Annotated in this window: 7 protein-coding genes; all 7 read left to right on the top strand. The window is 67.8% G+C overall.

The genetic code is table 11. The features are described from left to right. The first annotated feature begins 555 nt into the window (after positions 1 to 555). The 7 genes from QRM60_RS20640 (at position 556) to flhA (ending at position 13,647) form a co-directional block, all read left to right on the top strand. Entirely contained in the window at positions 556 to 825 is a 270-nt protein-coding gene (locus tag QRM60_RS20640) for a flagellar biosynthetic protein FliQ (RefSeq protein WP_011037081.1), read from the top strand. Positions 826 to 837: 12 nt separating this feature from the next. Continuing rightward, positions 838 to 1,629, top strand: coding sequence for a flagellar biosynthetic protein FliR (gene fliR, locus QRM60_RS20645; RefSeq protein ID WP_011037080.1), 792 nt, complete (start codon positions 838 to 840; stop codon positions 1,627 to 1,629). Positions 1,630 to 1,733: 104 nt separating this feature from the next. Further along, the gene (locus QRM60_RS20650) at positions 1,734 to 4,724 is read left to right on the top strand and encodes a ligand-binding sensor domain-containing diguanylate cyclase (RefSeq protein ID WP_285446947.1); all 2,991 of its coding nucleotides are present in this window, start codon (positions 1,734 to 1,736) and stop codon (positions 4,722 to 4,724) included. Between the two features lie 130 nt (positions 4,725 to 4,854). After that, entirely contained in the window at positions 4,855 to 7,782 is a 2,928-nt protein-coding gene (locus tag QRM60_RS20655; RefSeq protein WP_285446957.1) for a ligand-binding sensor domain-containing diguanylate cyclase, read from the top strand. Positions 7,783 to 7,869: 87 nt separating this feature from the next. Next, positions 7,870 to 9,960: a bifunctional diguanylate cyclase/phosphodiesterase gene (locus tag QRM60_RS20660; protein ID WP_119959712.1), complete on the top strand. Its 2,091-nt coding sequence runs from the start codon at positions 7,870 to 7,872 to the stop codon at positions 9,958 to 9,960. Positions 9,961 to 10,426: 466 nt separating this feature from the next. Continuing rightward, positions 10,427 to 11,557: a flagellar biosynthesis protein FlhB gene (gene flhB / locus QRM60_RS20665; RefSeq protein WP_012438331.1), complete on the top strand. Its 1,131-nt coding sequence runs from the start codon at positions 10,427 to 10,429 to the stop codon at positions 11,555 to 11,557. Between the two features lie 17 nt (positions 11,558 to 11,574). Continuing rightward, positions 11,575 to 13,647: a flagellar biosynthesis protein FlhA gene (gene flhA, locus QRM60_RS20670; RefSeq protein WP_016945277.1), complete on the top strand. Its 2,073-nt coding sequence runs from the start codon at positions 11,575 to 11,577 to the stop codon at positions 13,645 to 13,647. Positions 13,648 to 14,053: the final 406 nt, after the last annotated feature.

A 14,053-nucleotide genomic window follows, 5' to 3' on the forward strand; every position in this document is an offset into this window, starting at 1 on the left:
TGCTTTCTTTTGGTTACTTTTCTTTGCACAAGCAAAGAAAAGTGACTCGCGCCCGTAGGGCGTGAAAGCTGTCGATTTATTGGCCTGCAGCAAGCAAAGAACTTCAAGGCAAGTGCAGAGCTTTCGGCCCCCTGCGGGGGTCGAGTTACTTGATCAGCCTTCGGCTGCTGTAAAGCGCTTCTTTGCTTGTGCAAAGAAAGTAACCAAAGAAACACACACCCGTCCTCGCGCCCCTGCGCGCTGCGCGCTCCGGGTACGCAAGCCAGGCAGAAATTTTTGTAAGGGACATCCATGTCCCTTACAAAAACGTCGCGCATCCATGCGCGCCGCCCTGCGGGTTGTATCTACCTGGCTTGCCGCTGCGGTATGGGGGACCCCGAAGCAGAACAGCAAAAGCCAGGCAACAGCAAAGCTAAGCAAGAGCCGAGAACCGCTAGCAACAGCGAAGCCAAGATGCGCGCCCGCACCGGGCACTTCAGCCCCCTGCTCCAAACGAATCCCCAATCCCACCTCCCCAATCCCCTCCTTTGGCACCGCACTTGCATCAGCACTCCCATGAGCCCTGAAATCGCCCTGACCGAATTGCGTGGTGGCCTGGTCACCGTCTTGTGGATTGCCGGACCGATGCTGCTGGCGGTGCTGGTCGTTGGTGTCGTGATTGGTGTGGTGCAGGCTGCCACCCAGTTGAACGAGCCCACCATCGGCTTTGTCGCCAAGGCCGTTGCCTTGACTGCAACCTTGTTTGCGACTGGCAGCATGCTGCTGGGACATCTGGTGGAGTTCACCATCGAGTTGTTCCACCGCATTCCGCATCTGATCGGGTAGCGGGACGCGCTGATGGATGCCGCCACCCAGATGGTGATCGATGGCCAGCGCGCGTTTGCGATGGTCGGGGCGATCATGTGGACGATGCTGCGCACCGGTGCGCTGCTGACTGCGATGCCGTTGATCGGGACGCGGGCGGTGCCAGGGCGGGTGCGGGTCATGCTGACCGGGACCCTGGCGATGGCGCTGGCGCCGATCCTGCCGCCGGTGCCGGAGTGGGACGGGTTCAATGCCACCGCGGTGCTGAGCATTGCGCGCGAGCTGGCGGTGGGAGCCAGCATGGGCTTCATGCTGCGGCTGATCTTCGAGGCCGGTGCGCTGGCCGGCGAGCTGGTGTCGCAGGCCACCGGTCTGTCGTTTGCACAAATGTCCGACCCGCTGCGCGGGGTCACCTCCGGTGTGATCGCGCAGTGGTTCTACATCGGCTTCGGGCTGCTGTTCTTCGCGGCCAATGGGCACCTGGCGGTGATCGCGTTGCTGGTGGACAGCTACAAGGCCTTGCCGATCGGCACCGCGGTGCCGGATGCGGCGGCGTTTGCCGAAGTGGCCCCCACCTTGCTGCTGCAGGTGCTACGCGGTGGGCTGACCCTGGCCTTGCCGATGATGGTGGCGATGCTGGCGGTGAATCTGGCCTTTGGTGCGCTCGCCAAGGCCGCGCCCGCGTTGAATCCGATGCAGCTGGGCTTGCCGCTGACGGTGTTGCTGGGGCTGTTTTTGCTGTCCAGTTTCGCCAGCGAATTCGCACCGCCAGTGCAACGGCTGTTCGACAGCGCGTTCGATGCGGCGCGCGCACTGACAGGATAGCGTGACCGGCCTCAAGCTTTAGGTGCCATGGCCGACAATGCTGGTGGACGATTGATGGCGGCAATCGCCAGCGTTCACTGCCCTTCCTCCGTCGACGGGAAACGATGCCCACGCTGCCTGCCCTGCTCGCCCTGCTGCTCCCGTGCCGCGGTTCGCTGCAGGCTCGGCCGTGGCTGCGGGCGGTCTGCATGCTGGTGGTTGCCCTGTTGGGCACCGCAAGTGCGGCGCATGCGCAGACCTTCAGCTTTCGCGAATACGACCAGGCCGATGGCCTGCAGGGGATGTCGGTCAACGGCATCCTCGAAGACCGCAACGGCGCGGTCTGGGTGGCCACCGAAACTGCGCTGCACCGCTTCGAGCGCGATCGCTTCGTCCCGGTCGGTGCCGAGCAAGGCCTCGATGCCCGCTACACCCGTGCGCTGACCCTGGACCGCGCCGGAAGGCTGTGGGTGGCCACCGCCAATGGCGTGTTCGTCCGCATCGGCGAGCGCTTCGAGCAGGTGCAGTACAACGGCAAGCGGATCCGCGCCGATGCCGGCAACGTGATCGCGGCCTACCGCAATGGCGTGGCGGTGGTGAGCGACAACACGCTGCTGGCGCTGACCCCTGCTGCGGTCACCGGCTGGCAGGCGCAGTCGCTGCCGTTGCGCGCCGCCGACGGCACGGTGTTGCCGCCGCGCCGCGCCTTGTTGGCCGATGGCAACGATTTGTGGGTGGCCTGCGAGGCAACTGTCTGCAGGCTGGATGCGCACGGCACGCTGGTGGAGGTGCTCTCGGACGAGGAAGGCGTGCCGGCCAAGCGCTGGCGGGTGATCTTTCGCGACCGTGCCGGCCGGCTGTGGTTGCGTGGCGGTGGCCTGATCATCTCGCGCGGGCCAGGCGAGGCGCGTTTCCGTTCGCATCCGTCCAGCGCGCAAGCCACCTTCAACACGCTCTCGGGCGCCACCACCATGGTGGAAGACCCGCAAGGCCGGCTGCTGACGCGTGCCGACCATGGCCTGGTGCGTTGGCAGGATGACCACTGGACGGCCATCGGTGCCGACCAGGGTCTGCACCTGGATGCGATGGTGGGCCCGCTGCTGCAGCAATCCACCGGCACCTTGTGGATCGGCACGCGCGGCATGGGGATCCAGCGCTGGCTCGGCTACGGCAGCATCGAACACCTGACCGAAGCACAGGGCATGGCCGCCGCGCCCACCTGGGCCATCCAGCGGCTACCCGACGGCACCCTGGCGGTGGGTGCGGACGGCGGCGGCAGCCTGCTGCCGGCACAGGCGCAGCGCGCGCAGCCCTGGCTGCAACACGACGGCCAGCCGCTGCCACAGGCGCTGGCCATTGCGGTGGCGCCCGATGGCGCGGGCTGGGTGTCGTTCTTTTCGGGGGCCATTGCGCGCCGCGATCCGATCACCGGGCAGACGCGCCGGGTGATGGACCTGCCGAGCCCGGTCTACAAACTGGTCTTCGACCGCAGCGGCACGCTGTGGATGGCCACGCCGCGCGGCATCTACCACGGCAGCAGCCAGGCCCCCTACCCGCTGGCACCCGATGTCGCGTTGGCCGGCACCTTTATCGGCGATCTCGATCTCGACGCGCAGGGCCGGCTGTGGGCGGCCACCGCCGATGGCCTGTATCGCCACGATGGCGCGCGCTGGGTGCAGGTGCCGGTGCATGGCGATCTGCCCAGCCAGGACATGTTCCAGCTCGACTTCGCCGCCGATGGCGACCTCTGGGTGTCGCTGCGCGAGGTCGGCCTGTGGCACGGGCGTGTGCAACCCGACGGCAGCGTGGCGCTGCAGGCAGTGACCGACCCGCTGGTCTCAAAGGTGATGCCCTTCATCCTGCGCCACGACCGCAAGGGCCGGCTGTGGGTGGGCAGCAGCCAGGGGCTGGATCTGTATCAGCACGGCCATTGGTCGCGGATCACCCGCGCCGAGGGGCTGCTGTGGGACGACATGTCGGCCAATGCGTTCTTCGAAGACACCGACGGCAGCATCTGGATCGGCAGCAGCCGCGGCCTGAGCCATCTGCGCCAGCCCGACCGCCTGTTTGCCGCACCGCCATTGCGGGTGGAAATCGCCCAGGTGCAGCGCGGCGAGCGCAGCCTGCGTGCGGATGCATCGGTGGGCTGGTCGGAGACGCCGCTGGAGATCGACCTGCGTACCCCCGGTGTGGAAGGCGGGCCGGAGCGCATCAGCTTCCGCTACCGGGTGGAAGGCCGCCAGGCACGCTGGACCACCACCTCGCTCAGCCACATCACCTACCCCTTGCTGCCACCGGGCAACTACACGCTGGAAGTGCAGGCGCTGGACGCCTACCAACGCAGCGTCAGCCCCATTGCGCAGTTCGCGTTCGCACTGCGACCACCGTGGTGGCGCAGCGCGCTGGCCATCGTGGCGTACGTGCTGGCCGGCATCGGCGGCGTGGTGGCGCTGCTGCGTTGGCGCACGCGCAAGTTGCTGGCGCGCAAGCAGGAGCTGGAACATCTCATCGCCGAACGCACCGCCGAGCTCGAGCAGGACAAGCGCGACCTGGAAGCCGCGCGCGCGGCATTGACGCACAAGGCCACGCATGACGAATTGACCGGCCTGCTCAACCGCGCCGGCATTCTGGAAGCGCTCCGCGGCATGCTCGACAGCGCGCCGCTGCGCGAGCAACCGCTGGCGGTGGTGCTGATCGACCTGGACTACTTCAAGCAGGTCAACGACCAGCATGGCCATCTGGCCGGGGATGCGGTGCTGGCGGGCGTCGGCAAGCGTTTGAATGCGCTGGTGCGTGGCAACGACCGGATCGGCCGCTATGGCGGCGAAGAATTGCTGGCGCTGCTGCCCGGCCTTGGCGCTGATGCAACCCATCGCCTCGACGCGCTGCACGCCGGCATCTGCGGCGATTACCCGACAGGCGAGGTCGTGCTGCCGATCACCTGTTCGATCGGCGTGGCCTGGCGGCACCCCGGCGACAGCGTCGAACAGTTGCTCGCACGCGCCGACGCAGCGCTGTATCTGGCCAAGCGCAACGGCCGCAACCGCATCGCATACGACGCTGCGCCGCAGCTGCACGCCAGTGATGCAGCACGCAACGCCGACAACGCCGGTTAAAGAAAGCCGTCACTGCAGCCGTTAGCGTGGTAACGCGGCTTGCACGACCGGCCGTCCATGGCACCCGTGAGGTACGGCGCATGATGCACCGGCCTTGACGCCTGCCGCTGCGTGGGAGAGCGCAACGCCCGTGGGGTTCGAGAACCGCCAGTGCACTTCGCCAAGCCGGCGTCCGTCGAAAGGCGTGGCGCTGCTGTTGGTACTGCTGTGGCTGGCGTTTGCCGAACTGGCCGGTGCGCAGACCGCCACCATCCGTCGCTATGCGCACGATCAAGGCCTGCTCGGCCTGGCCGGCACCTGCTTGCTGCAGACCCGCAACACATTGCTGTGGGTGTGCACAGAAACCGGGCTATATCGCTTCAATGGCCGCAATTTTCAGCAGTCGCCACTGGATGGCCTGCGCAACGAGCCCATTTCGTCGATGAGCGAAGCGCCCGACGGGCGCTTGTGGGTAGCAGGTTTCCAGAGCCTGTTCGTCGGCGACGAGCGCGGATTTCGCAAGCTCGACACCACTGAAATCAACCACCTGCAAGACGGCGTGCTGCTGGCCAGCCTGCCGTGGGGCACCGTGCTGGCCAATAACGGCACCCTGCTGCGCCTGTTGCCACGTGCGCGCGAACGCTGGCATAGCGAACCGCTGCTGGACACCGCAACCCGGGTGCGCGTGCCGGACCTGTCCAAGGTGCTGAGCCTGTCGGTGGATGGCGACACCTTGTGGGCCGGCTGCGGGCGCCAGCTGTGTGCGATCGATGCGCAGCGCAAGGTGCAGGTCTACGGCCCGCAGCAAGGCGTGCCGGATGACCGTTGGTACAGCGTGTTGCGCGACCGCGCAGGTGGGCTCTGGGCCCGCGGCGTGGGCACGATCGTGTACCGCGCACCGGGCGCACACAGCTTCACGGTACGGCCACTGCCGGTGCTCGATGGCCGCGCCGTCGGCCAGCCAGCGCCACTGGTGCTGGACCGCAGCGGCCGCGTGCTGGTGCGCAGCCACGCCGGGCTGGTGCGCTGGGAGTCTGACCACTGGCGCAGTTTCGATGCCGGCAACGGGCTGCCGCAGGGCAGCAGCCACGCGGTGGTGGTCGACGCCGAAGGCGACGTGTGGATGAGCGTCGATGGCGAAGGCCTGGTGCGCTGGGCCGGCTACGAATGGATCGAAAACTGGGACGCCTCGCAAGGCATGCCACTGACACCCACCTGGTCGATCACCCGCGACGCGCACGGCGCATTGCTGGTCGGCAACGAACACGGCGTTGGCAGGCAGGCCGTGCCGCATGGCCGCTTTGCACCGGCACTGCCGGGTTCAGGCATCCAGGTGGTGAGCATGGTGCGCTCTGCCGACGGCAGTGTGTGGACCCTCAATTCCGCCGGCGCGGTGCGGCGCGACTGGCCGGATGGGCGCAGCGCCCAGGTCGGCAAGCTGCCGCGCACCGGGCGCCGCCTGCTGCTCGACCGCCAGGGGCGGCTCTGGGCGCTGAGCGTGGCCGGGCTGTTCGTCATCGACACGGCCCTGGAGGGCGGCCCCCTGCACCGGGTGGCCGACTTGCCGGCGATTGCCTATACCGATGTCCAGCAAAGCGGCGACGGCAGTGTGTGGGTGTCCAGCGCCAATGGCCTGTTCCGCCTGCAGGGAGCGCACTGGCGCAAGATTTCGATCCGCGTCAACGGCGGGCCGGGCGAGCCCTGGGTGAGCAAATTCCACGTCACCGACAGCGGCGAAGTCTGGCTGGCGTTCTATCGCCCTGGAGTGTGGCATGGCGTGTTGCAGCCCTCCGGGCTGGACCTGCAGGCGGTCAGCGACGAGGCCCTGGGCGAAGCGGGCGTGTACCTGCTGCGCGAGGACAGCGCCGGGCGGATCTGGGTGGGCCACGCCGGCGGCGTGGAGGTCTACGACGGCCAGCGCTGGTCGCATCTGTCGCAGTCGCAAGGCCTGCTCTGGGACGATGTCTCCGAAGCCGCGTTCCTGGAAGAGCCCGATGGGTCGGTGTGGATCGGTACCGCGCGCGGTGTCAGCCATGTGCGCGCGCCGGCGCGGCTGTTCGACCAGCGGCAGCCCAGCGTGCGTATCGACAGCGTCACCCGCGGCGGCGTGCCGGTGCAGCGCGGCCAGCTGCTGGCCTGGAACGACAAGCCACTGCATCTGGCGTTGTCCAGCCTGCAGGTCTACGACGACCCCAGCCGTCTGAGCGTGCGTTATCGCCTGCTCGGCCTGCACGACGAATGGATCCAGACCAACGACCTGGCCATCGACCAGCCACCGCTGCCCTCGGGCCATTTCCGCCTGCAGGTGCAGGTGCTCGACCGCTACCGGCGCACCGCCTCGCCCATCGTCGACTGGCCGTTTGCGGTGGCACCGCTGTGGTGGCGCAGCCCGCCGGCCATCGCGTTGTACGTGCTGATCGGTGCAGCCGTGCTGGCCGGCCTGTGGCGCTGGCGTCACCGCCATCTGGTGGCGCGCGAACGTATGCTGGCCGAGCTGGTGGCCGAACGGACCTACCAACTCGAGCGCGAGAAGCGCGAACTGGAAACCGCACGCGCCGCGCTGGCCTTGAAGGCCAGCCATGACGCGCTGACCGGCCTGCTCAACCGCTCCGGCGTGCTGGAGGCCATGGCCGAAGAACTGCAGCAGTGCGCCAGCGCCGGTCACCCGTTGGCGGTGGTGCTGATCGATCTGGACCACTTCAAGCTGGTCAACGATGAACACGGGCACCTGGTGGGCGACGCCGTGCTGGCGCAGGTCGGCGCGCGGCTCACCAACTGCCTGCGCGACTCCGACAAGGTGGGCCGCTATGGCGGCGAAGAACTGCTGCTGTTGCTGCCGGGCATGACCCAACAAAGCCAGCACCGCCTGCGCGCCATCCATGAGGCGATCGGCGCCACGCCCTACGAGGTCGGCATTGCGCGGCCATTGCGGGTCACCTGCTCGGTCGGCGTGGCCTGGTTCCGCAGCGGCGACAGCACCCCAACCCTGCTGGCCCGCGCCGACGAGGCGCTGTATCGCGCCAAGGGCCAGGGGCGCAACCGGATCGAACCGGAAACCCCGGCCTGCTCGGTTGCATGAACCCCGTCGCCGCATCCACTCAAGAAGCGGCGCGGCGGGTCGTTAGCTCACAGGGCAAGCGTTGATGTCGGCGCGGGATGTGGACGGGTGGTCGGTACTTACAATCTTTCGCTGGTGCTGCTGTCGCTGGCGGTGGCCGTGCTGGCCTCGTATACCGCGCTGCATCTGGCCGCGCGCATGACTGCCAGCCGTGGCGGCATTGCGGCTGCGTGGCTGGTGGGCGGCGCCATCGCGATGGGGTTCGGCATCTGGTCGATGCATTTCGTCGGCATGCTGGCATTCCAGCTGCCGATTCCGCTGGGCTACGACCTGGCGTTGACCGCTTACTCGATGCTGGTGGCGATCCTGGCCTCGGCGTTGGCGCTGTGGCTGACCTCGCGCGCCGACCTGCCCTGGCGCCGCTTGAGCCTGGGCGCGCTGCTGATGGGCCTGGGCATCGCGCTGATGCACTACATGGGCATGGCGGCGATGCGCATGGATCCGGAGATCACCTATGACCCGCTGCTGTTCGCGGTCTCGGTGGCGATCGCCATCGGTGCCTCGGCTGCAGCGTTGTGGATCGCCTTCCAGCTGCGCCACGACGGCCGCCGCTACAGCCTGCGCGTGGTCGCCGCCATGATCATGGGCGTGGCCATCGTGGGCATGCACTACACCGGCATGGCTGCCGCGCAATTTGCGCCCGGCAGCATCTGCGGCGCGGCCGGGATCGGCGCGCAGCTGCCGCTGTCGTGGCTGGCCTCGGTGGTGGCGGCGGTCACCTTGGGCTTGCTGGGGCTGGCGCTGGTGATCTCGGTGCTGTCGCGCCGCTTCCAGCAACGCACCGACGTGCTGGCGCAATCGCTGGCGCAGGCCAACCAAGAACTGGTGCTGGCCGCCCTGCACGACCCGCTGACCCGCCTGCCCAACCGCGTGCTGCTGCATGAGCACGTGCTGCAAAGCATCGAGCGCGGCCAGCGCGACGGGCAGCGCTTTGCGGTGATGCTGATCGACCTGGACGGCTTCAAGGCGGTCAACGACGGCTACGGGCATCAGCTCGGCGACCAACTGCTGATCGCCGTGGCACAGCGGCTGGGCGCGCATCGGCGCGCGCACGGCAGCCTGGCACGGCTGGGCGCGGACGAATTCGTGCTGGTGGCCGACATCGCCGACCCGGAAGACGCCGCCGCCATCGCCGGGCATCTGGTGCAGGCGCTGGCGTTGCCGTTTTTGGTGGGCGAGCACGAGTTGCGCCTCAGCAGCAGCGTGGGCATTGCGCTGTATCCGGAAGATGCCGGCAGCGAGCACCAGCTGATGACCCACGCCGATGCCGCCATGGGCCACGCCAAGCAGGCCGGTCGCAACCGCTACAGCTTCTTTGATCGCTCGATGACCGGCACCACCCGCGAGCGCCTGCAGTTGCTGCAGGATCTGCCGCGCGCGCTGGAGCTGGGCCAGTTCGCCCTGCACTACCAGCCCAAGTACTGCGCCGAAGACGGCCGCCCCCTGGGTGCGGAGGCATTGATCCGCTGGCTGCACCCCGAACGCGGCATGGTGCCGCCCGACAGCTTCATCCCCTTGGCCGAGCGCAGCGGCATGATCGGCCCGCTCGGCAAATGGGTGCTGGAAGAAGCCTGCCGGCAGATGCGCGCCTGGCGCGATGCTGGGCACGGCGACTGGCGCGTGGCGGTGAATCTCTCCGCCACCCAGCTGGCCTCGCCCAGCCTGCCGGCGGAAGTGGCCGCCACCCTGGCCGCGCACGCCATCGCGCCCGGCCAGCTGACCCTGGAGATCACCGAAACCATGGCCATGCGCGACGCCGACGCCTGCCTGCGCACGCTGGGCCAGCTCACCGACCTGGGCGTGCGGATCGCCATCGACGACTTCGGTACCGGCTATTCCAACCTGCTCTACCTGCGCAAGCTGCCCGCCCACGAGCTCAAGATCGACCGCAGCTTCGTGCAGGCCATGGACAGCGGCCCGGAAGACATCGCCATCGTCGCCGCGGTGGTCGCCCTGGCCCACACCATGCGCCTGCAGGTGGTGGCCGAAGGCGTGGAGACCCCCGCCCAGCGCAACACGCTAGAACGCCTGGGCTGCGACCAACTGCAGGGCTACCTGCTGGGCCGGCCGATGGAACCGGACCGCTTCATCGCCCTGGTCGTCGCCCAGCGCGATGGCGAACGCCGCCGCGCCAGCTGAGCCCCAAGGCTGCAGGTGAAAGTTCCGCAGGCGCAAGCCCGCACCTTGCGCGTACGCAGCCCAACGCCGGCAACCTGACGCCCTCCCTCCGTCAGCCCCGTCAGCCCCATGCAGGCCAATCGATCCCTTGGCCCAGCCCAATCGTTTGCGCTCCCAGCATCCGGCCGCCAACGCACACCGAACCACCCAACAGCACACCCACATGGTTGGCATCGCCAGGCGCCCCGATCTAGACCATGCACGCTCCCAGCCATCCGGCGTAAAACGCACCACCGCCGCTTGCCCGGCCAGCGCAACCTAGCAGGCGTCTGCTACCCGGCTTTGCCTATTCCCGCCCTCTCCGCCCTCCCGCAATCGCCCAGCGCGCAGCCCCCCGCTCTTGCGATTCCCGATTCCCGAATCCCCATTCCCGTTTTAAGGAACACCACTTGCATGACGCAAGGCCAATCCAGTCAACGGCCCCCCAATGTCCGAGTCCGAAGACGGCGGCGAACGCACCGAACTACCCACCGAAAAACGCCTGCGCGAAGCCCGCGAGCAAGGCAACATCCCGCAATCGCGCGAGTTGTCCACCGCCGCGGTGTTCGGTACCGGCGTGTTCGCGCTGATGCTGATGGCGCGCGGCATCGGCGACGGCGCCAGTGTCTGGATGAAGACCGCGCTGAGCCCCGACCCGAAGATGCGCGAGAACCCGATGGCCTTGTTCGGCCACTTCGGCGACCTGCTGCTGCAACTGCTTTGGGTGATGGTGCCGCTGATCGGCATCTGCCTGGCGGCCGGGCTGGTCGGCCCGCTGCTGATGAGCGGCCTGCACTTTTCCGGCAAGGCGATCATGCCCGACCTCAACAAGCTCAATCCCATGAACGGGATCAAGCGCATGTGGGGCAGCAACAGCCTGGCCGAGCTGGTCAAGTCGATCCTGCGCCTGCTGTTCGTGGGCCTGGCGGCCAGCCTCTGTATCTCCAAGGGCCTGCACGGGCTGCGCTCGCTGGTGAACCAGCCGCTGGAACAGGCCGTGGGCAACGGGCTGGACTTCACCAAGAGCCTGCTGTTCTACACCGCCGGCGCGCTGGTGCTGCTGGCCGCCTTCGACGCGCCGTACCAGAAGTGGAACTGGCTGCGGAAGCTGAAGATGACGCGCGAGGAGATCAAGCGCGAGATGAAGGAAAGCGAAGGCAGCCCGGAAGTGAAGGGCCGCATCCGCCAGATGCAGATGCAGATGTCGCAGCGCCGGATGATGGAGGCGCTGCCCACCGCCGACGTGGTGCTGATGAATCCCACCCACTACGCGGTGGCGCTGAAGTACGAAGGCGGCAAGATGCGCGCCCCGGTCGTGGTGGCCAAGGGCGTGGACGAAATGGCCTTCCGCATCCGCGAAGCCTGCGAGCAGCACCGGGTGGCGATCGTCACCGCGCCGCCTTTGGCACGCGCCTTGTATAGGGAAGCCCAACTCGGCAAGGAAATTCCCGTGAGACTCTATTCGGTGGTTGCACAGGTGTTGTCCTACGTCTACCAGCTACGCGGCTGGAACGGCGGCCCGATGCCGGATCTGCCGCCGCTCGAGGTGGATGAGTTCGGTAAGGGGGCCAGCGCATGAGCGCCCAACCCGCCCCGATGAATGCCCGCCGCGTGATGGAGCTGCTGCGCAACGGCCTGGGCGCCCCGCTGGCGCTGATGGCCATGCTGGCCATGCTGATGGTGCCGCTGGCCGCGCCGGTGCTGGATGCGCTGTTCACCTTCAATATCGCCATCTCGCTGATGGTGCTGCTGGCGGTGGTCTATGTGCAGCGCCCGCTGGAATTCACCATTTTCCCGATCGTGCTGCTGATGACCACGATGCTGCGGCTGGCGCTGAACGTCGCCTCCAGCCGCGTGATCCTGATCAACGGCCAGGACGGCCACGCCGCGGCCGGCAAGGTGATCGAGGCCTTCGGCCAGTTCGTGATCGGCGGCAACTACGCCGTGGGCATCGTGGTGTTCGCGATCCTGACCATCATCAACTTCGTGGTTATCACCAAGGGTGCCGGGCGCGTGTCGGAAGTGACCGCCCGCTTCATCCTGGACGCCATGCCCGGCAAGCAGATGGCCATCGACGCCGACCTCAACGCCGGTTTGCTGACGCGTGAGGAAGCCAAGGCCCGCCGCGAAGAGGTCCGCGAGGAAGCCGACTTCTACGGCGCAATGGACGGTGCCAACAAGTTCATCCGCGGCGACGCCATCGCCGCCATCCTGATCCTGTTCATCAACCTCATCGGCGGCATGGCGGTGGGCATGCTCCAGCACAACATGTCCTTCATCGATGCCGCGTCCACCTACACGCTGCTGTCCATCGGTGACGGCCTGGTGGCGCAGCTGCCGGCCCTGCTGGTCTCGTCCTCGGTCGCCTTGCTGGTGACCCGCGCCTCGCGGGCGCAGGACATGCGCGGCGCCATGATCAGCCAGGTCTTCGGCCAGCACCGCGCATTGGCGGTGGCCGCGGCCATCCTGGGCCTGGTCGGCCTGGTGCCCGGCATGCCGAACGTCGCGTTTTTGACGCTTGGCCTGATCCTGGGCGTGATCGCCTGGAAAATGTACAAGCGCAGCCTGGTGGTCGCCCCCACCGGCGAAGCCGCGACCGACCCGAAGGCCGCCGCTGCCGCAACGGCCGCCGCCGCCAGCGCCGAGCTGAGCTGGGACGAACTGCGCCCGATCGACCCGCTGGGCCTGGAAGTGGGCTACCGCCTGATTCCGCTGGTGGACAAGAACCAGGGCGGCGAACTGATGGCGCGTATCAAGGGCGTGCGCCGCAAGCTCACCCAAGACATCGGCTTCCTGGTGCCGCCGGTGCACATCCGCGACAACCTGGAGCTCTCAGCCAACGCCTACCGGCTGCTGGTGCACGGCGTGCCGGTGGCCACCGCCGAGATCTACCCCGACCGCGAACTGGCCCTGGACCCGGGCGGTGCGCTCGGCCAGCTGGATGGCATTCCCGGCAAGGACCCGGCGTTCGGCCTGGATGCCACCTGGATCCAGCCGCATCAGCGCGCCTATGCCGAATCGATGGGCTACACCGTGGTCGACCCGGCCACCGTGGTCGCCACCCACCTGTCGCACCTGATCCGCGAACACGCCCCGGAGCTGCTCGGCCACGAAGAAGTGCAGCAGTTGCTGGCCACCCTGGGCAAGACCGCGCCGAAGATGGTCGAAGATCTCACCCCGAAGGCGCTGCCGCTGTCGGTGGTGGTGCGCGTGCTGCAAAACCTGCTGATCGAACGCATCCCGGTGCGCCAGCTGCGCAAGATCGTCGAAGCCCTGGTCGAGCACGCCCCGCACAGCCAGGACCCGGCCGCCCTCACCGCCGCGGTGCGCACCTCGCTGGGCCGGTTCATCGTGCAGGAAATCGCCGGCATGTCGGCCGAGCTGCCGGTGTTCACCCTGGCCCCGCAGTTGGAGCGCGTGCTGCAGGAATCCACCCATGGCAACGGCGTGGCGCTGGAACCGGGCCTGGCCGAACGCCTGCACCAGAGCCTGGCCGAGTGCGTCGGCAAGCAGGAAGCCCGCAACGAACCGGCGGTGGTGCTGGTGCCCGGCCAGGTGCGTGCCGCCCTGGCCCGCCTGGTCCGCCACAGCGTGCCGAGCCTGTCGGTGCTGGCGTATAGCGAGGTGCCGGAAGACAAGCGGTTGAAGCTGGTCGGCACCATTAGCTGAGCCGGGCGCTTGGAATCACTCGGTTGAAGCTCGCGGGCACCATTAGCTGACCCAGGCCCGTCGATTGATAAGACGGGTTTGTGGTCAGCCGGCCTTCGCCGTGGTGACTGATGAGGCGGGTTCGTCGATGGGCCACCTCGTAGGAGCTAATCCTGCGCGCGACGGGCGTTATCGGGAATGCCCTCGCGCCCAAGGGCGCTCCTACGACATTCCGGCGACCCGACCACGCGCGATCGGCCAACAATCTCGCTAACACCGCTTGTGTAGGAGCGACCTTGGTCGCGAGGGCTTTACCGGAAACGCCCATAGGGCTTCACCGGGAATGCCCATCGCGCCCAAGGGCGCTCCTACGCATTGACCGGTGCCCCGCGCCTCGGCGTCGGCACTGCCTGCCGACCGGCGAGCG

It is taken from the genome of Xanthomonas sp. fls2-241-TYG-148 (assembly GCF_030208815.1).
GTDB classification, from domain to species: domain Bacteria; phylum Pseudomonadota; class Gammaproteobacteria; order Xanthomonadales; family Xanthomonadaceae; genus Xanthomonas; species Xanthomonas campestris.